This is a genomic window from Staphylococcus cohnii species complex 1663 (assembly GCF_041008415.1).
Lineage (GTDB): Bacteria > Bacillota > Bacilli > Staphylococcales > Staphylococcaceae > Staphylococcus > Staphylococcus ureilyticus.
In genome coordinates this window covers 151228-175291 of sequence record NZ_JBFDVL010000006.1, presented here as the reverse complement: position 1 = coordinate 175291, position 24064 = coordinate 151228, and the positions used below count along the sequence as shown (strand labels likewise).

Genomic DNA, 24064 nt, shown 5'->3' with positions numbered 1-24064 from the left:
ATGGTTTTTATGATCAGTATGAAACACGGTTGACTATTTTAAGATTAACATTTACATCATTTACTTATAACGTAGCATTATCGTGCTTCTATCTCTTCTTTCGAAACGACTGGATAATTTTTAAACCAAACTGAACATACATATCCTACGATTAAACCTATAACACCTACAATGGCGCCATAAATAATTATTTTTATCGGGTTATTGAAACCGAACATAACAAGAAAACCTGCGAGCGGGGTAGCTGTACCTGTCGCATCATTAATCATACCTGATGATGCTATCACCGCACCTGCTAAAGCACCACCAATAAAGTTAGCGGTATAGACGGGTACTGGATTGGCTGACACAACATCTGCTTGTGATAATGGTTCAATACAAACTGCAATTCTAGATTTACGATCTCCTAGTTTAAGTTTATTAAACATCGTACCGTTAATGAAAGATGATGCAAATGAAACCATGGCTGCAATTGCCATTGGCATCCCAGTTAAACCTAATAACGCAGTCAATGCCATGGAACTTAATGGTGCCGTTCCAACAACTGTAATGACGCCACCAAGTATAAGACCCATAATAATCGGGTTAATTTCTGTGGAACTTTGAATAATATCCCCAATTTTCAATAATGAATTATTTACTAATGGCGTAATTACAGTAGCTACTAATCTTGCTAGTGGCGCTATAATCAAAATACCCACTATTAAATCTACGCCGTCCGGCACTTTATGTTCTGCAAACTTCATTAAATAACCAATTGCATAACCAGCAACAAATCCTGGTATTAAATCTAAACCGCCACAAGCTGCTGCAATCACTAAAGCATACACAGGCGAAACCCCGATTGCTAAAGCTACCAAACCTGCAGCTGCCACACCGCCAAGTCCACCAGCAGCATCACCAAGATCTCCTAAAAATTTAATACCAAACAGATCTCCACCAACATACTTATGAAAAGCTTCCACTAAAAATGTTGCTATCGCTGCATTAGCTAATGCTCCCATTGCACGCATGCCATTAGGGGCACGATATGTAAATAATGTAAATAACACTAGTACAACGATTAAAAACAAGGTCCCTATTAAAATATCCATGAATCATTCTCCTCTTTCTTTGAACTGCTCACACAATAAATTTGTGCAATAAATCGTTCAATCCTTTCTAAATATGGATGGCAAAGCTACTTGCAAAAAATAAATATTAAAATATTTGAAAATCACAAAATATAAACTTTTCAATTTCCATATTTATATATTCTAACATAATTTTTTATTATATTCCGAACAATTTTATTAATTTCTAATTAAGCTCCGCGGAACATTTTTTAAAACAAATTTAATTTATTTTAAAATTTCACGCAATAATATTTTATTTATCCTATTAAAAAATAAAAAAGAGTCGTAACATGATCCGTTGCAAACGTTGAATCATGTCACTAACTCTTATCGAAAAAGTTCAATATTTAATATCATCATGTCGATGCGTTGTTTTCAATCGTTTTTATTGGTTTTGCCGGAGAACCAACTGCAACTACATTCTCAGGAATATCCTTAGATACAACACTTCCCGCACCAATTACAGAGCCATTACCTATTGTTACTCCAGGTAAGACTATGACATTTGCGCCAATCCATACGTTATCTCCTATTTTTATCGGTAACGCTTGTTCCAATCCTTGATTTCTATCTTGATATGCTAATGGATGTATCGCAGTGTAAAATCCACATTTTGGTCCAATAAACACATGATTGCCCACAAAAATTTTACCACCATCCATAAAATAACAATCATGATTGATAAACACCTGTTCACCTAAAAAAAGGTTATAACCATAATCGACATAAAATGGACTTAATAATTCCAAATTATTTGGTTCAGCATGTAACAATGCCTTCAAAATAGTTTGACGCTTTGCTTTATTGCTAGGTTTCGTTTGATTTAATTCAAAGCATAAGTCTTTAGCTATATTTCTTTCTTTATTCAAATTTTCATCGTAATTTGCGTCATACCATTGTCCAGCTAACATTTTTTCTTTTTCCCTCATATTACATCCCTCACTCATCTATAATAATTCACCAGATTAACTATATCATCGCGTCATGATATTTCTAAATAATTGTCTTACCACTATGCAATATAAGATAACCATTGATACATTAATGTACCTGCATAATTGCCAATCACATAACCTAATGTACCTACAATTAATATAGGTCCGACTAAATCAGTCCAACCTTTACCAATAGCTAATGCAGCTGCAGTAGTAGGACCTCCAGCAGTTGCATTACTTGCAAGTAATATCTCTTCAATGTTGAATTTCAATAATTTTCCTAACAACAAGCTCAAACCCAAGTTAAATATTAAAATTATCATAACAAAAATAAATAACAACGGTGCCGTTTTTACAATCGTAACAAACGAGGCTGGTGTACCTATGACAACAAAGAAAATATAAATTAAGAATGTTCCAATTTCAGAGGCACCTGCTAATTTTTCAAAGAAGTCTCCCCAAATTGCAACGATGACAAGTGTTAAAGTTGTAAGTAAGAGATAGAAATCCCCAAAAAATGACACAAGTATAGTTAAGAGCAAATTACTTTGAGGTACAACATGTTGTATTAATTCAGAAAGTTTAAAACTGATTGCAACGATTGCTATTGCTGCAGCGATTGAAAATGCGATATCTAATAATTGAATTTTTTTTGGTTGCCAAAATGATTGTTGTGTTGCCGGTGTATGATCACTATGATAATGTGTTTTAAAGTGTTTTTTAATAAACGGAATGGATGGTATAGCAATTAATAACAGAAAATATAATGCCATGACACTATTATCTGCAACAACTGTGGATGAAACCATTTCTCCAGGCGTTTTTAATTTGGAACTTAATGCCGCAAAATTCACACCCCCACCAATGTAACTTCCAGTCATCATCGCCCCTATTTTTGATAAATAAGGCACTGAATGATTTAATATAATAAAAGCTACAGTTGTCCCTATCATGGTCCCTATTGACGCAATTAAAAAAATAAATAACAATCGCCGACTTTCTTTCCAAATTTTTAATATATTTGAACTAAAAAGTAGCAACGGTATAGATAAAGGAACAATATAATCCCACACGGTATCATAAACTGGTGCACTCGTTGGGATAACTTTAAAGTTAGAAAGTAACATCGCTCCTACCAATGCAATAATCGCTCCTGAAATCGTACTTGCCCATTGATATCGTTGTTCTAAAAAGATACTTATTGTGGCCCAAACTATAATAATCGCCCATAATACCCATGTATCATCTTTTCCTACTAGTGTACCCAAAACCATAAAATCACTCCCCTTTATTTTGCATGCATAAGATTAAATTTATTCTAACAATAAAACAGTTGTTTTTTTACAATTTTCTGAAAAATAAATTGTCATTACTTTTCCAACTTGATATTCTTACTAATGCAAGGGTACAAACAAGGGGGATTTTTATGAAACAAAAAATTGGTTTGATACTAGGACCGTTGCTTTTTCTTACTTTTTATTTTATTCCTGAGATTACTGGGCTAGATGACGCTCCTAGGGCCGTACTTGCTGTAACACTTTTTGTCGCCACGTGGTGGATTACAGAAGCGATTCCTATTCCGGCTACTTCACTCATACCACTTATTCTACTACCTTTAAGTGGAGGCACAGACGAACAAGTAGCTGCAAGTGCTTATGCTGATCCGATCGTCTTTATGTATATGGGGGGCTTCATTATTGCCTTGGCAATTGAAAAATGGAACTTACATAAACGTATCGCTATGACGATTATCGCTATGATGGGTTCTAATAGCAATAGGATTATTTTAGGTACCATGATTGCAACGGCATTTATATCGATGTGGATTTCAAATGCTGCAACAGCCTTAATGATGTTACCGATTGCATTGGCTTTAATACATGAAATCCAAAACGCACAATTTTTAAAGCCTGAGTCAGCACATAAGTTCAGTAAAGCTTTATTACTTACGGTCGCTTATTCCGCTTCTATAGGTGGTCTCGCAACATTAATTGGCTCAGTGCCAAATGCAGTTTTTGCTGCAATCGCTTCTTCAAGCTTAAATAGAACAGTTTCTTTTGCACAATGGATGATTTTTGCATTACCATTAACAATTATATTACTTATCATATTATATTTGTTAATGACAAAATGGCTCTTTAAAATTGAAGATGCAGATCAAATATCTTCTGATTTTGCTAAAAAATCATTACGTGATTTAGGACCTATGAGTCTAGAAGAAAAATTAACAGGTATTGTATTTCTATTTGTCAGTATATTATGGATTTGTGGTAGCCTGCTTCCATCTTCTCTCCACTTATCAGATACAGTTATTGCAATGATAGGTGCAGTGCTTTTATTTTTAATTCCAGCTAAATCCCACAAAGGTGGTTTACTTGTTTGGGATGATATGAGCAAACTCCCTTGGGGTATATTACTATTGTTTGGTGGCGGTCTTTCGTTAGCTGCTGCTTTTGAAGACTCTGGTTTAACAAAGTGGTTTGGGGGTATGCTAGGCGTTGTAAAACCGTTGCCACTCATTTTAATTGTTATCGTGCTTACGACTGGCATTTTATTCCTTACCGAAGTGATGTCTAATACAGCCGTATCAAATATGTTAATGCCAATCAGTATTGGATTTGCTGCAGCTATCAGCCAAGACCCTTTCATAATTATGGGTATTGTAGCAGTATCATCAACATGTGCTTTCATGTTGCCCATTTCAACACCACCAAATGCAGCGGTATTTAGTTCTGATGAATTAGAAATGAAAGATATGGTAAAAGCTGGTTTTATATTAAATATATTCACCATTATTGTCATATCACTATTTGCTTATTTCTGGTTACCAATTGCTTTTGGTCTCTAATTGAAACTTTAATTAGAATTGATAACCATATATTTTCATAAGCACGTCGTATACAACTAAGGTACGATAGTATGTAAATACTCTGGACGCATGTCACAGACTAAATTTTCATTTATAATATATGTATTATCATTAAAAGGAGTCATTACTTATGAAAACAATCATCAAAGGTGCAATAGCAGTCCTCTTAATCTTAGGTGTCGTAAAAACATTTCAAGATCACGATATCGTAGCAGAAACTACAAATTATTATCAACAATTTAAAGAAGGAGAAATACTACAAAATATTGAAAATGTTAACTTTGACTCTTTAAAAAATATCAATGTCGATGATTTCATTCCTTCAGATTTCTTTTAGCATTTTAAAACGTATGCATCAAACTTGACGCCTTAGTTATAAATGATTAACATACTTTTTAGATATAGATGTACATGCAACCTAGCATCTCTCAATTCAAAACTAGATCATTAACATTTCTATGTTAAATATCATATTAACAATACACGCTCAACTTTAGAAAACTTTACAAACATTACAAAAGTACTTTCATCTTTCAAAGGATTTTACAATTGCTATAAAATATAACAAAACACTTTCGTTCAATTCATGCTTTTGCATGAATTGATATGAAAGTGTTTTTTACTACTACTTAATATAGAAGGTATTATCAAAGTCTATCCCCTTAAGGGCTACAAAATGATAATGCTAAATCAAATATTTCAATTAACTTTAAAACAAGACACACCCTACATTCATTACTAATTTTATAGAGTAAGTTTTACTATCAAAGTTGCAGTAAGTTGTTATTTCGTTAGTCCATAATAATCAAGCTACACACTATACTTAAGAAGTAATATAATCACCGCCATTTACATGAATGACTTGTCCTGTAATGTAAGAACTATCTGCATAAGACGCTAAAAATACATACGACGGTGCTAGTTCTGCGGGTTGTCCTCGACGCCCCATTGGCGTTTCTCCACCTTGATGTGCTACTTTTTCTTCTGAAAATGTAGCAGGTATTAAAGGTGTATATATCGGACCAGGTGCAACAGCATTTACACGTACGCCCCGTTCTATCAAACTTGTCGCTAAAGATCTTGTAAACGCTACAATTGCCCCTTTGGTTGCTGAATAATCAATAAGATGCGCTGATCCTCTATATGCTGTTACACTTGTAGTATTGATAATGGCATCACCGTCTGCTAAATGTGGCGCTGCTGCTTGAGATAAAAACATCATGCCAAAAATATTAGTTTCAAACGTTTCTTTCACTTGCTCTGGCGTAATTTCTTGAAAACTATCCTGTGGAAATTGAACGCCACCATTATTTACTAAAATGTTTAAACCTCCAAAGTCTTTAACCACTTTATCAATTAATGCTTGAGCGTCTGACACTACCTTTAAATCATGTGCATAGGCTTTAGCTTTTACACCTATTCCTTTCAAATCATCCACTACTTTTTGAGCATCTTCATGTTCATCATAATAGCCAATAGCAACATTTGCACCTTCTCTTGCAAATAGCATCGCTACAGAACACCCAATGCCAGAATCACCGCCAGTAATCAGAGCAACCTTGCCCGTTAATTTGCCACCGCTTTTATAACCTTCCATCTCTGTTATAGGCTGTGGATTCATCTCTTTTTGAATACCTGGTTGTTTGTTTTGTGTATAACCTTTAATTTGCTTATGAAATTCTAATAAATTCATCATTATACCCCCATGTGTAATCATTGTGTCGTGTACTACATACCACGAATAGACAACGACAAACATATTAAAAAAACCCGATACATAAACTAAAAATGCTGTGAATCATGTTATATGTTTATAACTTCATTCACAGCATTTTATTTAAGCTTATTAATAGAATGTTTTATTTTTTAAATTGAATGTTTTACAATTCGGCTTGAATGTATAAAAGACATAATTGCAAATATACAATACACAATTGAATATACTATCATGACAACATAAACTGGTGTCATACTTGTCGCATTATAAATCCCCATAAAAGCTTTTGCTGCAAAGTAAGCATGCATCAGTGACACAACTAAAGGTAAGCCAAAGTTGAAAATTACTTTTAACCCTAGTCCTTTCAACATATCCTGATGAGTATAACCAATTTTTCTTAAAATGCGAAAGTTCGGGATTTCATCTTCAGTCTCATCCATTTGTTTAATATAAATAATACATCCTGCTGCCACTAAAAATGCCAAACCTAAAAATGAAGTGACAAATAATAAAATGCCGACACTTTCATTCATTTCTTGTTTTATCATACCTTGTGATTGGATACTCGGTTCAATAGATTGTGCAATTTTCGTTGCTTTTGTCAAATCTGTATGATGTTTCAAATCATAACCGTATTGTTTATTCGTTTCTTTACCTTCTTGCTTGATTTGCTCATATTTATCCGAGCTGACTAATAATACTGGACCACCATAACTTACTTCGCTCATAAATGTCGCTTTATTACTGTCGCCAATCACCTTGAATGTTTCCGTATGACTATTTTTTAACTGAATCTCTTTATTTAAATCATATTTTACTATTCCAGAACCAGCTGCTAAGTTAATCAATTTAGCTTTATTTCCAGAAACTGCTTTATCATTAAAGTATTGATTGCTCGTAACAAACAAGGTTTTCATATTACCCATATTTGATTTTTGAAATACTTGATCATTTAATATATCGCCACGTGTCACTTCTTTATAGTCTTTCTTTACTTCAATGTGTGCTTTTTGTAATTTACTTTCAAATTGTTTTGCTTGTTTACTATCTTTAAAATTTAAGTCATGAGGTGCCATTAACTTTGTATTTTCATCCATCGTTGATTTACTAATTGCACCAAAACATAATACCGTTACGGTTACCGCTGAAATAGTTGCAATGATTGTTAATGATAATGCATTTTTCTTCATTCTGTGCATGATAGATGATGTAAACACAACGTCAGTGATTGACACATTGCCTTTTTTTGAACGTTTTAACGTTTTAAATATAAGCGAAACGGAACTACGGAAAAATAAATATGCCCCTAACACCGTTAAAAATAAAATGATAAATGGTGAATAGATAACCATATTGAGAAACTTACCAAACATTTCTGTTGAGATATAATATCCTACACCAATCATCACAATACCTAACACACCGAAGATCACTTCGATCACAGTGATTTGAGATTTGGTTGCTTCTGTGCGTGCATTGTCATTCATCATCATTAAAATACTACGCTTACGTAAAAAGATAAAGCTTTGTATGAGTATGAGTACAAATGACACCATAATAAGCATCAATGTTTGTATGACTGCTGGCAATTGGAACGATAACGATACGCTCATATTGATGTCTAATATTTTGAGCACGATCATCAGCAGCAATTTCGAACCAAATATGCCGATAATCATGCCGATAACGCCAGTTAATAAAAGCATCATCGCTTGCTCAATGACTAACATTCTCATGATGTTGTTTCTTGTTAAACCAATCAATTGATACAGCGCAAATTCACGCGTTCTACGCTTAATAAATAGTTGGTTTGCATACATTAAAAATATAACAATTATAAAGAATAAAAATACTGCGCCAATTTCTGAACCTTTTTGAATTGTCTTTAATGATTGCTCATTATTAATACTATTTGTATATTTTAAAGTTACAAAACTAAAATATAAAACGATACTGACAATTAAGGAAAATAAATACATGGCATAATGTCTAACGTTTTTCCTTAAATTCTTGATAACGATTTGATTAAAATTCATTTGCCACACCACCTAAGGCAGTTTGCATGTGAATGATGTTTTTATAAAATGCTTGATTACTATCCTCACCTTGATATATTTCTGAATGTATATCACCATCTTTTAGCATAATGACACGATTTGAATAACTAGCTGCAACGGGGTCGTGAGTGACCATTACGATGGTAGCATTCGTCTTTTGATTTAACTCTTCCAAACGGTTTAGTAAGTCTTGTGCACTTTTTGAATCTAAGGCACCCGTTGGTTCATCTGCAAAAATAATAGCAGGTTTGTGTACTGAAGCCCTTGCCGCAGCAGTACGTTGTTGTTGTCCTCCAGATATCTCATTTGGATATTTATGGCCCAGTTGACTAATACCTAATGCTTGCGTGACTTCGTTATAATTTTGCTCTTTTTCTTGTTTAGATAATTTTTGAATAGATAGTGGTAACATTATATTTTCTTTAACAGTTAATGTATTAAGCACACTATAATTTTGGAAAATAAAACCTATTTCTTTTTTACGAAAGTCTGCTAATGCTTTATTACTCATTTTATTAATTTGATGACCATTAATTTCAACAGTACCACTCGTTATATAATCTATGGAACTAATCACATTAAGCAATGTCGTTTTTCCAGAGCCTGATGGCCCCATAATCGTCACAAATTCACCTTTTTCTATTGCAAAATCTATGCCTTTGAGTACTTCTTGTTTTCTATGTTTATTACCATAATTTTTAGTTAATCCTTCTACTTTAAGAATAGACATGTGTTACACTCCTTCAATCACTTTACTTTTATTTATATTTGTATCATAGCGAATTCACTTTATTTTCTCGTTTGATTTTACTAACAAATACATATTTTCAAATTACAAAACTGTCACATGTTTATTTCGTAATAAATTATATTTTTTAAAATTTTTTTGTCATAAAGTACTATAAACTTTTTTTATGCTATGTGCTATACTATTAAAATTGACTTTTAATAAAGGAGCACAGTTTATGCTAAATAAATTAAAGAAAGAATGGTTCACTGCACCAGGTACAAATATATTAGCAGGTATTGTTGTAGCACTTGCGTTAATTCCTGAAGCAATCTCATTCTCTATCATTGCAGGTGTAGATCCAATGGTTGGATTATATGCCTCGTTTATCATCGCTGTTGTCATTTCATTAGTTGGGGGTAGACCCGCAATGATATCAGCTGCTACTGGTGCTGTTGCTTTAGTTATTGTGCCATTAGTTCGAGATCATGGTATTCAATATTTACTTGCTGCCACCATTTTAATGGGAATCATTCAAATCATCTTTGGGTTGTTAAAAATAGGTAGACTTATGAAATTTATTCCAAATTCTGTAATGATTGGGTTTGTGAACGCATTAGCTATAATGATATTTATGACACAACTTAAACATATCTTTGGTATCTCCATGCCTACATACTTATTTGTCATTATCACACTATTAATCATTTATTTATTACCTCGTGTGTTCAATCGTATACCTGCACCATTAATTGCTATCGTCGTATTAACAATCGCATATTTAGTTACCGGGGCAGACGTTAAAACGGTTGGAGATTTAGGCGAAATTAAAAAAAGCTTACCGCAATTAATAATCCCAAATGTACCATTTAATATGGAGACTTTTAAAATTATATTTCCCTATGCCATATCAATGGCAATCGTAGGTCTTGTAGAAAGCTTATTAACCTCACGCATCGTCGATCAGGCAACCGATAGTTATAGCAACAAGAATCAAGAAGCTCGTGGACAAGGTATCGCAAACTTTATCACAGGCTTTTTCGGTGCAATGGGAGGTTGTGCTATGATTGGACAGTCGGTTATTAATGTGCGCTCAGGTGCAACCACACGACTTTCCACATTTACAGCGGGTGTATTTTTAATTATCTTAATTATGGTCTTTGGTGACTGGGTTGTTGAAATTCCAATGCCAATTTTAGCAGGCATCATGGTGATGGTTTCGGTAGGTACATTTAACTGGGGATCATTTAAATTTATTCAAAAAGCCCCACGTTCTGATGCATTTGTGATGATATTAACGGTCGTTATCGTTTTGTTCACAAGTAATCTAGCGCTTGGCGTCATTGTTGGTGTTATCATCAGTGCATTATGTTTTGCTACAAAGATATCCAATGTTTCTGTCCAATATGAGGAACAAAATCATCACGTCTATTATAAAGTTAAAGGACAAATTTTCTTTGTCTCTATCGATTCTTTAATGAATCAATTAGATTTAGAAATAAGAGATCAAACAATTTATCTCGATTTTAGCCAAGCACATCTATGGGATGATTCAGCTGTCAATGCAATAGATACTTTAATAGAAAATTATAAAAAGAAAAATAATATGATTTATGTAAAACATCTTAATAAAGACAGCCGTAAAATTGTTTCTGAACTCAGCAAAGTCAATCAGCAGCAACATCTAATATAACTTTGATTTAAATCATAAGCTAACATCACTTGTTACATACATACTGATGTTAGCTTATTTTGTTTCAAACAAACACATTGACTTTTATACCTATAGGGGGTATATTAAATTTAACAGATGACATACAAATAGCGTTTCGTTATAAATCTATAAAACAAAAGGAGGCAGTCACTGAGATGAGTAACAACAAAAAAACGACACTAGGCATTACGGGCATGACTTGTGCCGCGTGTGCAAACCGTATCGAAAAGAATTTAAATAAAATGGAAGATGTCACAGCAAATGTCAATGTCACAACCGAGAAAGCAACGATTGAATATAATTCAGATCATACTTCAATCGATGCTTTAACTCAAAAAATTAAAGATACAGGTTATGATGTTGTCACTGAAAAAGCTGATTTAGATGTCATCGGTATGACTTGCGCTGCATGTTCAAATCGTATTGAAAAAGTTCTTAATCGCACTGACGGTGTTGAACAAGCCAACGTCAATCTCACAACCGAAAATGCAACGATAAATTATAATCCAGAAGTGACATCTATAGATGAATTGATAAAGAAAATACAAAACATCGGCTATGATGCAAAAACCAAAGCAGCTCCTTCAGAAAAGAATTCACGCAAAGCTCAAGAATTAAAAGGGAAACGAAACAAATTAATCATTTCAGCCATCCTTTCTTTACCTTTATTATTGACGATGTTTGTCCATTTATTCGGACTACCATTACCGAGTTTCTTAATGAATCCCTGGTTTCAATTCATATTAGCTACACCTGTTCAATTTATAATTGGTTGGCAATTTTATGTAGGCGCTTATAAAAATCTACGAAATGGCTCAGCCAATATGGACGTATTAGTTGCTTTAGGTACGAGCGCAGCATTCTTTTACAGTATTTATGAAATGATAAAATGGTTGAGCAATACAAATGATACACCTCATTTGTATTTTGAAACGAGTGCCGTATTAATAACACTTATCTTATTTGGTAAATATTTAGAAAGTCGTGCCAAAACACAAACTACCAATGCTTTAAGTGAATTGTTAAGCTTACAAGCCAAAGAAGCACGTATAATCAGAAATGGTAAAACACAGATGGTGCCACTCAGTGAAGTTGTTGTGGGAGATTATATACAAGTAAAACCAGGAGAAAAAATACCAGTTGATGGTCAAATAATTAAAGGTATGACTGCGATAGATGAATCTATGTTAACCGGTGAATCTATCCCTGTTGAAAAAACATTAAACGATAATGTGATAGGATCAACAATGAATAAAAACGGTACGATTACAATAGAAGCAACAAAAGTAGGAAAAGACACTGCTTTATCTTCTATTATTAAAGTAGTTGAAGACGCTCAAGGTTCAAAAGCGCCTATACAACGTTTAGCTGATACGATTTCTGGTTACTTTGTTCCTATTGTCGTAGGCATTGCTATACTCACATTTATCATTTGGATTGCTTTTGTTCAAACGGGCCAATTTGAACCTGCGCTTGTAGCAGCAATCGCTGTATTAGTGATCGCTTGCCCATGTGCATTGGGCCTCGCAACACCCACTTCAATTATGGTGGGTACTGGTAAGGCTGCTGAAAATGGTATTTTATTTAAAGGCGGCGAGCACATAGAACGTACACACCAAGTCGATACAGTTGTTCTAGATAAAACAGGAACAATCACAAACGGTAAACCAATTGTGACTGATTTTGAGGGTAATAATGAAACCCTACAACTATTAGCTAGCGCGGAAAAAGATTCTGAACACCCATTAGCTGAAGCAATCGTCAATTATGCAAATGAAAAAAACATCGACTTATTAGAAACATCTGCTTTTGAAGCCGTACCTGGACACGGTATTCAAGCAATGATTCATAACCAAGACGTATTTGTTGGCACACGTAAATTCATGAAAGATGCGCATATAGATGTTTCAATGTATGAAGATAATTTAGTTAAATATGAATACGAAGGTAAAACGGCTATGCTCATTGCTATTAATCAAACACTGCAAGGTGTGATTGCAGTCGCTGATACAGTCAAAGACTCTGCCGAGGAAGCAATACAACAACTACACGAATTAGGTATTTCCGTAACAATGCTTACAGGAGATAATGCACGAACAGCACAAGCGATTGCTAAACAAGTAGGTATAGACGCTGTAATTTCAGAAGTATTACCAGAAGAAAAAGCTTCAAAAATCGCTGAACTACAAGATAATAATAAAATTGTTGCTATGGTTGGAGATGGCGTTAATGACGCACCAGCATTAGTTCAAGCCGATATTGGTATTGCTATTGGTACAGGTACAGAAGTAGCAATAGAAGCAGCGGATGTCACTATTTTAGGCGGAGAATTATTATTAATTCCTAAAGCAATCAAAGCTAGTAATTCAACGATAAGCAATATCAGACAAAACTTATTTTGGGCGTTCGGCTATAACGTTGCCGGTATCCCTATTGCCGCTTTAGGTTTACTTGCACCATGGGTAGCTGGCGCAGCTATGGCATTAAGCTCCGTAAGTGTAGTAACCAATTCGCTTAGATTAAAACGAATGAAATTATAACTCAATTTTGTAATAATACTAATAATAAATATCCTTAATTTAAGGAGGTGATTCTTATGGCAACAGAAACAATTAAAGTTGATGGCATGAGCTGCGATCATTGTAAGCATGCAGTAGAATCTGCGCTGACGAATCTAAATGGCGTATCAACAGCTGATGTAAACCTTGAGGCTGGTAATGTTGAAGTCAATTTTGACGACAATAAAGTTACAATGACAAGCATGAAAGATGCTATCGAAGATCAAGGCTATGATGCTAAATAACCTGTACATTTATAAAATAAGGGCTGAGACGAAATCAAACGTCTTAGCCCTGTTTTTATATTACCTATTTAATTAACGCGAAGTTTACTATCCCCTGTATATATTACCTCTAATGTTGCATCTAGCGCATCCACAATAAGATTTTTCACAGCTGCATCTGTATAAAAAGCAATATGTGGAGATAGAATGACATCTTGTCGCTCTATCAATTCAACTAATACTGCATCATCCAATTGTGTATTGCGTTGATCACTTGGGAATAAGCCTTTCTCACCTTCATAAGTGTCTAATGCTGCTCCTTTTAATTTCCCACTATTCAATGCATCTATAAGCGCTTTTGTATCAACAATCGTACCGCGCGCACAATTAATAAATACGGCACCAGTTTTCATTTCTGTAAATACTGTCTCATTAAACAAATATGTATTATCCTTTGTCGCTGGGATATGTACAGTGACAATATCTGCGTCTTTAATTGCTTCACTCATGCTTTCCTGATATGTCAAATACGCTTCGCATGAAATTTGAGGTTCAATATCATATGCTACTACTTCTGAACCAAAACCTTCTGCAAAAATTTTACCAACAATGGAACCAATACGACCTGTACCAATAACTGCAACTTTTAAATCTTTTATAGAACGTGACAAAATACTTGGTTGCCATCTAAAATCATATGTTGCAGTTTTATTTTGTATATCATTAAAATTTCTAATTAAATTTAATGCTTGGGATACGGTATATTCAGCGATTGAATTTGGAGAATATGAAGGTACGTTGGTTATAACTAGTTCATATTGCTTAGCTAACTCAAGATTGTAACTATCAAATCCAGCACTTCTCTGAGCAATTTGCTTAATGCCATAATCATGTAATTTTTTATATACTGTTTCATCTAATTCAATTTGTTGTGACAATGACACCCCATCAAAACCTTTGACACGATCTACCGTTTCCAAAGATAAAATGTCACTATCTAAATCTACTAAAACCTGATTTTTTTCTGACCATTCATTAATAAAAGGGATATCTTCTTCTCTGACACCAAAAAGTTTAATGCTTTTCATTAATCGTTTCACTCCTAATCTGCTTCATATAAATGTTTTAATGATTGAATGCGTTCTGCGGCTTCCATTAAGCTATCATCATCCACTGCTAATGAAATACGTACATAGTGCCGCCCATGTTCACCAAATGGAACACCTGGCGCAACCAAAATGGATTTTTCTTTTAATAAATACGTTTCAAATGTTTCACCATCATAATGTTTAGGGGTTTTCAACCATAAAAATATGCCACCATTCATGGGTTCAAAAGGGATTCCCACTGCATTCAATTTAGCAGTGAACTTATCTCTACGAACTTTAAATATTTCATTTTGACTCAAGAGGAAATCATCATAGTGATTTAAAGCAAAGGTAGCCGCATCTTGCAGTGCACCAAACATACCAGCGTGCGTATGTGTTTGATATTTTTTCAATGCTTGTATCATATCTTTGTTTCCTACAGCAAAACCAACTCTAAAACCTGACATATTATATCCTTTTGATAAAGAGAAAACTTCTATTGCTAAGTTTTTAGCACCCTTTGATTGTAAAATACTTGGATTTTTATAATCAAAACCAAATGCACTGTAGGCAAAATCATGAACAATTTTAGTTTTTGTGCCTTGAAATTGTTTAATTGCTTTATCAAACACATCTTTTGTAGCAACTGAACCTGTAGGATTATTTGGATAAGTTAGATAAACTAAGCGCGTATTCAATAAGACATCTTTATCTATCGTATGCCATTGTGGCAAATAATAAGGTGGCTTTAACACAAGTGGTTGTGGCTTAGCATCTGCCAATAATACACCTGCTAAATAATCTGTATAACCTGGATCAGGAAGCAGCACATTTTCCCCTGGATTAACGATGCATGTAGGCAAAGCGACTAAGCCGTTTTTCGTACCATATAAGATACAAACTTCTTCATCCTTATCTAATTCAACCTCATATTGTCTTTTATAAAAATCCACGATTGCTTGCTTAAATGTTTCTTTCCCATGAAAAGCGACATATTTTTGATTTTCTGGTTTATAGATGGCTTCTGCGTAACAATCAAGAATACCTTTAGGCGTTGCACCATCAGGTATACCTACTGCCATATTAATCAATGGCAAAGGACCAGGCTCTATTTTACGCCCCATCGTTTTGCCAAAGTAACTATCCGGAATTTGTGATAATCGATCTGATATTACCATTAAAAGTCCTCCTTAAAATAAAAAACTATATGCCCCTTAAGTGACATATAGCTCTCACATGACACTTATCTATCAAGTATTTTACTTGTTGAATGTAGCACAGTACTTATGATAATAGATAAGTCTGTTGCTGAAGTTTCAACGGGTCAAGTCCCTCCACTTCTCTGGATAAGTTACTTTATAATTAAATTAATATTAATTTTATCAGAATATTCTAACATGTCAATATAAAAAAAGAGTGACTCGCTTGAGTCACTCTTTATCTATATCACCAAACAGAACTCGTTCAGCGTTATAGATTTTACCACCAACCGTGGTTTTTACGGAATTCTAATGCTGCTGCTTCAGAACCGTAACGTTGTTTAGCATAGTTTAACATACCTTTAGTTTGATCTGCTACTGAACCAGTACCCCATGATTCTTTAGTTTGGCCTAAACCTCTATATCCTGCTGGGTTAACCGCATTTGGATTACCACTTGATTCAGGCATTACAATTGAATTCCACATAGCTTCTGATCCACCAGCCGCTAAGAATTGTGCTTTAACTGATCCACCAGTTGAAGCTGCTGATGCTTGAGCTGTTTTATATGTTTGCGTAGCTGCACTTGTTTGTGCTGTTCTAACATTTGTAGTTGCTGAAGCTTTGGGTGCTTCTACTGCTGCTGGAGCAGTGTATGATTGTTGTGAACGTACTTCACTTGCAGATTTTTCATTTGTATTAACACTAACTTCTGAACTTACATCTTGTGTAGTGTTAGGTGTTGAAGCTTGTGCACCAACTGCATGGTATTCCCATGACCATGTATTACCGTCTGATGTAAAAGTAAACTCGTTACCATCTAGTACAAAATTATAGTTATACGCACCAGCGTGTAATGGTTTTTGATTTAATTCAGCTGAATCATTTAATGCTAATTCTGCTAAATGTGCTTTGTCGATGTTTTGTTCTGAAGCGTGAGCTTGATTGTTGTCAGATGCTGCTGCATATCCTGTTACGCCTAATGCTACTGCTAATGATGAAGCTAAAATTGATTTTTTCATAATAAAATAAATCCTCCAAATTTAATTTCTAATAAAATATATTTTCGATAACTTTTTTGTCGTATTTGCTAAAATTCTTTAAATTTTATGTTTTGTTTTTTGACCATAGTTAATATACCACATATTTTTATCAAACATATTACACTTACATAACAAAACTTTACAAAAATTATTCTGATTTGTAACATTGCAATCTTTTGTAATCATTTTATACAACGTTCTCAAATAATTATTATTGCTCGTATGATTTATAGATACTGGCATAAAAAAGTGTTTTCACTTGAATCACTTCATTTTTTATATTGTCTGAAAAATTACAAACAACCGTTTTGTTACATAACTGTAATAATATATTTCGATATATTTTTTATATATTGGGGTCAAACTTGCAAATTTTTTTGTACAAAATTAAAAAAGACCTTTGATTTGAGGCCTTTTTTAATGTTTTCTCTTACATTTTAACTATACGTATTTTCAATATATTACATTAATCAAGCATATATCTGCTTATTTTATGCTAAAAATTTAAATACTTCCTTATTATATAATTTCAAAACTTTCATATAGAACATATGGATTAAGAAACCTATCATAAACGGAACGACAAAAAAAGCGATAAATACATATAATAGATTAAGTAGTAACGGCGCTTCCATATGTCTAAATGCACTGATTGGCCCAACGAGTCCAATGATACCAAAACCTGCAGATTCTTTGGTACCTGCAATACCTAGCAATGCACCAAAAAAACCAGTGATTAGCGCATTGGTAAAGATAGGTAATAAAATGATAGGATGTCGAACCATATTAGGAATCATCATTTTTACACCACCTAAAAATATTGTGATAGGTACACCTGATCGATTTATTTTCATCGTACCTGCCACGAGAACTCCTTCACATGCTACGATACCTAATGAGGCTGAACCTGCTGCTAAACCACTAATACCAATAGCTAATGCTGTAGCCACTGTAGAAATTGGTGAAATGATGATGAAACTAAAGACAAGTGCAATAAGCATTGACATTATGATAGGTTGTAATTCTGTAAATGTATTAACTAAGTTACCGATACCAGTCGTAATTAATTGTATGTATGGTAATAACGTCAAACCAATCAAACCTGAAATTACACCAACGATGGTTGGTAAAATAATCAATGTGAGACTACCAAAACGTTCACCAATTACCAATATAAAAAATACTGCAATTGCTGCTGTAATCATTGTATTAATTAAGTCTCCTACTCCAGCAAGTACCCATACGCCATCTTTAAATTGCGCAACACCACTGCCAACAAAAGCTGAACTAGCAACTACAGCGGTCGCTAAAGGCGTTAAACTAAAGCGCATTGCAATCAAAGCACCTACCAATAGTGGAACTGTAAATTGAATACCTAAAACAACCTGTAGTAAAGATTCAAAAATGGCATGTTTCGGCGCTAAAAGCTTAAACACCTCACCTAAAATAGCATTAGGTATGAGCCCAGCAACAATTGCAATTGCTACTCCAGATAATACATTATTAATAAATTGTTTCGGACTTACTTTAATCATTGTGTGCCTCCTATGTTGTGATAAATAAAATATACCATATTATCGCAATTTTCAGAATATTTATTTATGTAAAATTTTCCATTTCAAATTAAAAATGTAGTTAAGTATATTCTCAAAATTTTCCAACTCTACAGTATGCTTACAAATCACAAAAATTGCACACAAAATACGGACAGACATTCATATCTATTGCATGAACTTGTCTATCCGTATACTTTGGTTGCTATTCAAAACGATATTGAACCTTGTTGTCGCTAAAATTTAACATACTCTAGTACATGCGTATTATTGATGAAACCGTGTTATTAACATACCTTATTTTTCGTCCATGAATTCACGCGTCAATACTAAACCTTGTGTTGCATTCTCAAAAAATTCTAGCTTTTGTAGTGTATTTTGCTCTGGCAAGTGTTGCTCAAATTGTTCCCATATCCAAAAGGCAATATTTTCAGCAGTTGTATTCATTGATGGCAATGTTTCATTAACGAGTTGACCATCCAAATAAGTTGCGATTTTTTGATTATATATTTTATCTACTTCATTAAAATCTAATGCCAATCCGGTATCGTCTATTTCAGATAAAATTTCAATATCGAACTTATAATGTTGATTTGCTAAATCTTTGTGTGCTGTTTGACTGAAATATATTCGATTATCACAAGTGAATTCATAATAATTTTTAATAAGCACTGCATTACTACGGTATTTAAATTGTTCGGGTGGTTGTACTTGATCAAAATTCGTCATAGTTAAAATCTCCTTTTCAGCATTATATTTATCTATACCCTTTAAGGTAGAATATATGACCTCTGAGACCTCTGATGTTTTTAATATTAAATTTTAGGCTATAGAAAAATAATTGAAATAATTCAAATTAAAGGAGTATTTTATGACTATTCAAATACAACGCATTTATGAAAAACCACTTAAAGAAGGCGTTCGTGTACTTGTAGACCGTGTTTGGCCAAGAGGTATATCAAAAGATCAGGCCAATTTAGACCATTGGCTAAAAAATATTGCACCTACAGCCGAGTTAAGAAAATGGTTTAATCACGATCCTCAACTTTATGCTGCATTTAAAGAAAAATACGAGAAAGAATTACGTGAAAATGAGGAACAACAAGAAGCTTTTAATGAATTGCAAGATATTATTGCTAACAGTAAGCAAGATGTCATTTTGCTATATGGTGCAAAAGATGAGCAACATAACCAAGCAATTGTGTTGCAACAATTATTACAATAAGGTGTGAGTACGATGACTCAGTGGCAAATTGATATAAATGATCCGGCTGTACAAACACTTATGAATCAAGATGAGACACTTGCAAAACTTATAAAGCAAATTGGCAACATAGAAATAACACTACGTACCAATCCGCTAAAATCGTTAATTCGTTCTATCATTGGACAGCAAATTACCAATACTGCCGCTTCAGCAATTTTCCAAAAATTTTCAGATGCTATACACAATCAATGGACCCTTGAATCGATTTTAAGTTTGAAGGAAACACAAATGAAACATATTGGTCTTTCAAAAACTAAAATCAACTATATTCAAAATTTGCTTGCATATATAGAACAAAATAAATTGGATTTTGCTAATTTACATGAATTAGATGATAAAACTGTAAAACAAGTTTTAACACAGGTCAAAGGGATTGGTCGTTGGACATCAGAAATATTTTTAATTTTTACATTAAAACGCGAAAATATATTGCCCATTTTTGATGTAGGTTTACAGAGAGCTGCACAATGGCTATATCAAACCTCAACCGCAGAAAGAAAAAAACAGCTCACTCTCTGTGCAAAACAATGGCATCCATATGCTTCATATGGAGCATTTTACTTGTGGGAAGCAATTCATCGAAATTTATTAAATTACGATTCTATTGACTCAGTTATAGATAAATCAACTTCTTAATAAGTTAATTTTATAGTTCCTAACTATGCCTTCAATATGGTAGAACAAAATTATATAAAATAATTTTGTTCTACCACATTGTTATCATTACATTATTTGGTAAATTGTGCCGTGATAGGCTAAAATATTTTCTAGACATTTATTGCTTATACAAACTTTTTTCACCTTTTGGCAATGATTCTATAAATTTTCTTGGGTTTTCCGCATAATCGTTGCCAACGCCACCTTTCATTCTTTGGAAATGTAGATGCGGTCCTGAAGTTTGAGAACCAGTATTACCAGAAAGTGCGATGATTTTTCCAGCTTCAACTTTGTCTCCAGGTTCCACTTTAAATTCATTTAAATGCATATACCATTGATGGTATACACCATTTTCTTCCCTAATTTGCACTACCTTACCACCTAACTCATTTTCAAAAGTCCTAGTTACCTTACCATCTGTTGCGGCAGTTACTGGTGTGTTTTTAGCTATACCATAGTCGATGCCATAGTTTTTACCATCAAAGTCATTATATTCATAATCACCAAAAGATTCTGTCTCTCTACTAATATTAAAAATACTTCTATCTGTTTCTTTTTCATCTTTATTTCCATCATTTTGTTGCACTAAATTTTCTCTTATATATCGTTGTACCGTATCTATATTTGTTAATAATAGTATTAACGGCACTAACACAATAATTAATAATAGTATCATTTTAAATGTATTTTTCACTATCTGATTCACCTTTTAAATTATGATATTAATATCATAATAAATGCTTTCATCTATATTTTGCTAATTATTCAACTTAAAATCTTCTCATACTTTCGTACTAAATGAATGGCACAAAAATATCAAAACACTTTTAGTAAACATATATCCATTGAATTCAGATATGAAAATCTCTTGATACCATTAATGTAAAATAAACGTCAATTTCTAATTTATTTTACTAGAAACCGACGTTTATTTTCAGTGACAAATATTTAAGCTCTATGCTTTTCTATTATTTTAATAAAATTTAAGAAATGCTAATGCGCACATTCTTACAAGTGATGTATATTAATATCTTCAAAATTTATGAAGCAATACCTATTCATTTAAATTACACGTTATAACTTTCTAACATATGTTCCATCAAAGTCCAAACGCGTTCAACATCTACTGATGTAGCAAAATATGCATTTTTTTCTTTGTTTGTAACATTATTTAAGTCGACTGACATTGTACCGTAAGTGAGTGAACTTTGATGTTCTATGTCGATATGTGTCTGTTGCATGGTAAATAAGTCTGGCTGCAATAAGTATAAAATTGTACACGCATCATGAATAGGACCGCCATCCATATTAAAATGCGTTTTATACGTAGATTTGAAAAATTTTAGTAGTTCAACAACAAATTTGGATATTTTATTATCAATAGCACTAAATCTTTGAATAACTTCATCTGTTGCTAAAACTTGATGTGTCACGTCTAGCCCAAAAACATTAATGTTAATACCACTTTCAAATACACGTGTAGCAGCTTCTGCATCTACCCAGATATTAAATTCAGCAGTAGGTGTCCAATTTCCGAAAGTACCGCCCCCCATGATAGTAATAGAATCAATGTATTGAGCAATACTAGGATCTTTAATTAATGCGGTAGCAACGTTAGTAAGCGGCCCCGTTGCTACAATTGTTACAGGGTCAGTGCTTTGTTTCAATGTTTTAATGATTACATCTGCAGCGTGATATTGTGTTGGTTTCAACGATGGTACTTCTGGTAATTTAGGTCCATCTAATCCAGAATCTCCGTGAATTTCAGAAGCAAACGAAGCAGGTTTTATGAGCGGACGTGAAGCACCTACTGATACTTCGATATCTCGTCTTCCCATAACTTCTAATACATTAAGTGCATTTTTGGTGTTTTTTTCAACTGCTTGATTTCCAGCTACAGTGGTCACTGCTAGTATATCAAGCGTGCTATGTTTCGCACCTGCAAGAATCAATGCTATCGCATCATCATGACCTGGGTCACAATCCATGATTATTTTTTTAGTCATTTAACACACTCCAATCTTCTTATATAAATATAAATTGTACTAACTTTATCTAAGTATCATTTTGAAGTTAATATTTTATTATTAAACACAACTACCTAAATCGCAACAACATGCTTTCAATTATATTGCTCTGTCTTTTTATACTACTGTTAAATCTATCATACTACTTTTCCATTGCATCCGCTTTTTATTTTTCCGAAAATTCACTTATTTTTATAAAATATCATCTTATTTGTACGAATTATGTTTGCTGTAATTAAAAAAACTGGTAAGTTAGTATCATTAAACAACTTGAGGTGGTCTTAAATGGGAGCAATTTTAATTGGTATATTAGCTGCTTTCTTTTTTTCTATTACATTCATATTAAACCATGCAATGTCTAACGACGGCGGAAGTTGGCTTTTTAGTGCGTCACTACGTTTTATTTTTATGTTTCCGTTTTTATTAATAATGGTTATTGGGAAGCATAAAACCCGCCATCATGTTGTTCTGTTGCATATTAAACAACATTTTTTCGCGTGGCTATTGTGGAGTTCTCTTGCCTTTGTCTTTTTCTATGTGCCTATAACTTTTGTATCAAATTATAGCCCGGGCTGGCTTATTTCTGCAACATGGCAATTAACTATTATTTGCGGCCTTCTCACTGCTCCTTTTTTCTACACATACAACAAGATACAGCTACAATTAAAGTGCGAGAACGAATCGCATGGCGCCCGTTAATTACATCGAGCATTATGATTCTAGGTGTTATTATTGTACAAAAACCACACATTTCAAATATAGACTTGCATATATTTTTATTATCGGTTTTACCGTTAATCGTTGCGGCATTTTGTTATCCATTAGGCAATCGTAAAATGATGGTGCTTGTTGGCAATGACTTAAATACGATTGAACGGATTTATGGTATGACCTTAGTCACCTTACCATTATGGTTGCTCATCTTTCTCATTGGATTGGCTAGGCAAGGACCGCCATCTTCAAATCAAATCATGCAAACTTTCTTAGTTGCAATTTTCTCTGGTATTATCGCAACAACATTATTCTTCTATGCTACAAATATGGTAAAACACAATCAAACTAAGTTAGCTGCAGTTGAAGCAACACAAGCGATGGAAATCGTTTTTACATTAATTGGTGAAATGTTACTTTTAGGTTTAGCGTTACCAAATATATTGAGTATCGTTGGTATTATGATCATCACATTTGGTATCATTATCTATTGTTTTTTAAATAGTAAAATAAATAATCGTAAAATAGAAATAAAATAATGTTATAGTCAGTTATGTTTATTGACAACTTGTGCGTAAAGCAAGATAATTTGTCTGATGCTAAT

General features: G+C 33.4%; 22 protein-coding genes and 1 riboswitch. Of the genes, 9 read left to right on the top strand and 13 right to left on the bottom strand.

Annotation, left to right across the window (positions count from 1 at the left end; translation table 11 throughout):
- Positions 1-77 precede the first annotated feature (77 nt).
- The 3 genes from AB1J10_RS09305 to AB1J10_RS09295 all read right to left on the bottom strand — a co-directional run bounded on the left by AB1J10_RS09305 (position 78) and on the right by AB1J10_RS09295 (position 3324).
- Positions 78-1094, bottom strand: a complete 1017-nt coding sequence (locus AB1J10_RS09305; protein WP_064209237.1) for a PTS sugar transporter subunit IIC — start codon at positions 1092-1094, stop codon at positions 78-80.
- Positions 1095-1471: 377 nt separating this feature from the next.
- The gene (locus AB1J10_RS09300) at positions 1472-2044 is read right to left on the bottom strand and encodes a sugar O-acetyltransferase (RefSeq protein ID WP_107365375.1); all 573 of its coding nucleotides are present in this window, start codon (positions 2042-2044) and stop codon (positions 1472-1474) included.
- Positions 2045-2127: 83 nt separating this feature from the next.
- Positions 2128-3324 (bottom strand): DUF819 family protein, encoded by a 1197-nt coding sequence (locus AB1J10_RS09295; RefSeq protein ID WP_064209235.1) that lies wholly within the window; start codon positions 3322-3324, stop codon positions 2128-2130.
- 152 nt (positions 3325-3476) lie between these two features.
- Here AB1J10_RS09295 and AB1J10_RS09290 point away from each other — a divergent pair, with 152 nt between their 5' ends.
- Both AB1J10_RS09290 and AB1J10_RS09285 read left to right on the top strand, forming a co-directional pair.
- Positions 3477-4898, top strand: a complete 1422-nt coding sequence (locus AB1J10_RS09290; protein WP_064209234.1) for an SLC13 family permease — start codon at positions 3477-3479, stop codon at positions 4896-4898.
- A gap of 151 nt (positions 4899-5049) precedes the next feature.
- The gene (locus AB1J10_RS09285) at positions 5050-5256 is read left to right on the top strand and encodes a hypothetical protein (RefSeq protein WP_019469992.1); all 207 of its coding nucleotides are present in this window, start codon (positions 5050-5052) and stop codon (positions 5254-5256) included.
- A gap of 486 nt (positions 5257-5742) precedes the next feature.
- On the opposite strand, the gene AB1J10_RS09280 is transcribed toward AB1J10_RS09285, so the two are convergent.
- The 3 genes from AB1J10_RS09280 to AB1J10_RS09270 all read right to left on the bottom strand — a co-directional run bounded on the left by AB1J10_RS09280 (position 5743) and on the right by AB1J10_RS09270 (position 9423).
- Positions 5743-6612, bottom strand: coding sequence for an SDR family oxidoreductase (locus AB1J10_RS09280; RefSeq protein ID WP_046206724.1), 870 nt, complete (start codon positions 6610-6612; stop codon positions 5743-5745).
- 173 nt (positions 6613-6785) lie between these two features.
- Positions 6786-8672 carry an FtsX-like permease family protein gene (locus AB1J10_RS09275; protein WP_107365374.1) on the bottom strand — a complete coding sequence of 629 codons (1887 nt, stop codon included), beginning with the start codon at positions 8670-8672 and terminating at the stop codon, positions 6786-6788.
- Positions 8662-9423: an ABC transporter ATP-binding protein gene (locus AB1J10_RS09270; RefSeq protein WP_046206722.1), complete on the bottom strand. Its 762-nt coding sequence runs from the start codon at positions 9421-9423 to the stop codon at positions 8662-8664. The genes AB1J10_RS09275 and AB1J10_RS09270 overlap by 11 nt, the downstream gene beginning before the upstream one ends.
- A 235-nt stretch (positions 9424-9658) precedes the next feature.
- Here AB1J10_RS09270 and AB1J10_RS09265 point away from each other — a divergent pair, with 235 nt between their 5' ends.
- From AB1J10_RS09265 to copZ, 3 genes are all read left to right on the top strand, one after another.
- Positions 9659-11113, top strand: a complete 1455-nt coding sequence (locus tag AB1J10_RS09265) for a SulP family inorganic anion transporter (RefSeq protein WP_107365373.1) — start codon at positions 9659-9661, stop codon at positions 11111-11113.
- A gap of 176 nt (positions 11114-11289) precedes the next feature.
- Positions 11290-13674 (top strand): heavy metal translocating P-type ATPase, encoded by a 2385-nt coding sequence (locus tag AB1J10_RS09260; RefSeq protein ID WP_107365372.1) that lies wholly within the window; start codon positions 11290-11292, stop codon positions 13672-13674.
- Between the two features lie 56 nt (positions 13675-13730).
- Positions 13731-13937, top strand: coding sequence for a copper chaperone CopZ (gene copZ, locus AB1J10_RS09255; protein WP_046206719.1), 207 nt, complete (start codon positions 13731-13733; stop codon positions 13935-13937).
- 68 nt (positions 13938-14005) lie between these two features.
- Here copZ and AB1J10_RS09250 read toward each other — a convergent pair whose 3' ends face one another.
- The 5 genes from AB1J10_RS09250 to AB1J10_RS09230 form a co-directional block, all read right to left on the bottom strand.
- Positions 14006-15004, bottom strand: a complete 999-nt coding sequence (locus tag AB1J10_RS09250) for a D-lactate dehydrogenase (RefSeq protein WP_046206718.1) — start codon at positions 15002-15004, stop codon at positions 14006-14008.
- 14 nt (positions 15005-15018) lie between these two features.
- Positions 15019-16182, bottom strand: a complete 1164-nt coding sequence (locus AB1J10_RS09245; protein ID WP_070658009.1) for an aminotransferase class I/II-fold pyridoxal phosphate-dependent enzyme — start codon at positions 16180-16182, stop codon at positions 15019-15021.
- A 62-nt stretch (positions 16183-16244) separates the two neighbouring features.
- Positions 16245-16357: riboswitch (SAM riboswitch) on the bottom strand.
- A 126-nt stretch (positions 16358-16483) separates the two neighbouring features.
- Positions 16484-17224, bottom strand: coding sequence for a hypothetical protein (locus AB1J10_RS09240; RefSeq protein ID WP_064209228.1), 741 nt, complete (start codon positions 17222-17224; stop codon positions 16484-16486).
- Positions 17225-17736: 512 nt separating this feature from the next.
- Positions 17737-18780, bottom strand: coding sequence for a PTS transporter subunit IIC (locus AB1J10_RS09235; protein ID WP_046206715.1), 1044 nt, complete (start codon positions 18778-18780; stop codon positions 17737-17739).
- Between the two features lie 315 nt (positions 18781-19095).
- Entirely contained in the window at positions 19096-19527 is a 432-nt protein-coding gene (locus tag AB1J10_RS09230; RefSeq protein ID WP_046206714.1) for a 6-pyruvoyl trahydropterin synthase family protein, read from the bottom strand.
- A gap of 142 nt (positions 19528-19669) precedes the next feature.
- Here AB1J10_RS09230 and AB1J10_RS09225 point away from each other — a divergent pair, with 142 nt between their 5' ends.
- Both AB1J10_RS09225 and AB1J10_RS09220 read left to right on the top strand, forming a co-directional pair.
- Complete coding sequence (locus AB1J10_RS09225) at positions 19670-20023, top strand: DUF488 domain-containing protein (protein WP_107365370.1); 354 nt, start codon at positions 19670-19672, stop codon at positions 20021-20023.
- A gap of 12 nt (positions 20024-20035) precedes the next feature.
- Positions 20036-20701 (top strand): DNA-3-methyladenine glycosylase family protein, encoded by a 666-nt coding sequence (locus AB1J10_RS09220; RefSeq protein ID WP_046206712.1) that lies wholly within the window; start codon positions 20036-20038, stop codon positions 20699-20701.
- A gap of 139 nt (positions 20702-20840) precedes the next feature.
- On the opposite strand, the gene AB1J10_RS09215 is transcribed toward AB1J10_RS09220, so the two are convergent.
- Both AB1J10_RS09215 and AB1J10_RS09210 read right to left on the bottom strand, forming a co-directional pair.
- Positions 20841-21398, bottom strand: a complete 558-nt coding sequence (locus AB1J10_RS09215; protein WP_369003106.1) for a M23 family metallopeptidase — start codon at positions 21396-21398, stop codon at positions 20841-20843.
- A 391-nt stretch (positions 21399-21789) separates the two neighbouring features.
- Positions 21790-22728 (bottom strand): nucleoside hydrolase, encoded by a 939-nt coding sequence (locus tag AB1J10_RS09210; RefSeq protein ID WP_204985094.1) that lies wholly within the window; start codon positions 22726-22728, stop codon positions 21790-21792.
- Between the two features lie 306 nt (positions 22729-23034).
- Between AB1J10_RS09210 and AB1J10_RS09205 the strand changes: the two genes are divergently transcribed.
- Positions 23035-23448, top strand: a complete 414-nt coding sequence (locus tag AB1J10_RS09205; RefSeq protein WP_239991575.1) for a multidrug resistance efflux transporter family protein — start codon at positions 23035-23037, stop codon at positions 23446-23448.
- 14 nt (positions 23449-23462) lie between these two features.
- Positions 23463-23999 carry a multidrug resistance efflux transporter family protein gene (locus AB1J10_RS09200; protein ID WP_239991574.1) on the top strand — a complete coding sequence of 179 codons (537 nt, stop codon included), beginning with the start codon at positions 23463-23465 and terminating at the stop codon, positions 23997-23999.
- The last annotated feature ends 65 nt before the right edge of the window (positions 24000-24064 follow it).